This window comes from Marinicella gelatinilytica, from assembly GCF_026410405.1.
In the GTDB taxonomy this organism is placed as follows: domain Bacteria; phylum Pseudomonadota; class Gammaproteobacteria; order Xanthomonadales; family Marinicellaceae; genus Marinicella; species Marinicella gelatinilytica.
This window is the reverse complement of sequence record NZ_JAPMLN010000048.1, coordinates 1-281: the sequence shown is the minus strand read 5'-3', so window position 1 is coordinate 281 and position 281 is coordinate 1. Positions and strand designations below refer to the sequence as shown.

Sequence of the window (281 nt, the reverse complement as noted above, 5' to 3'; positions counted from 1 at the left end):
ATGGGTTTCACACAAAAGATTATAGCCAAAGAACTTGGCAGATCACCTTCGACCATTTCTCGTGAAATATCCCGTAATACAGGCAAAAAGAATTACCGGCCTAAGCAAGCCCAACAGATGGCTGAAAGTCGTCGTAAGAAAGCCCACAAAGCCATTAAATTAACTGAGCAAGTTAAACATTGGATCATCACACTCCTGTATCATGACCTGAGCCCGGAACAGATTACAATTTATCTCAAAAGGCATAAGGGTATCTCATTGCATCACGAAACCATTTACCA

1 protein-coding gene is annotated in these 281 nt (G+C 41.3%); it reads left to right on the top strand.

The annotated features are described in order from the left end of the window. A partial coding sequence (locus OS173_RS13295; protein ID WP_267184765.1) for a helix-turn-helix domain-containing protein occupies nt 1-281 on the top strand: 281 nt, incomplete at both ends.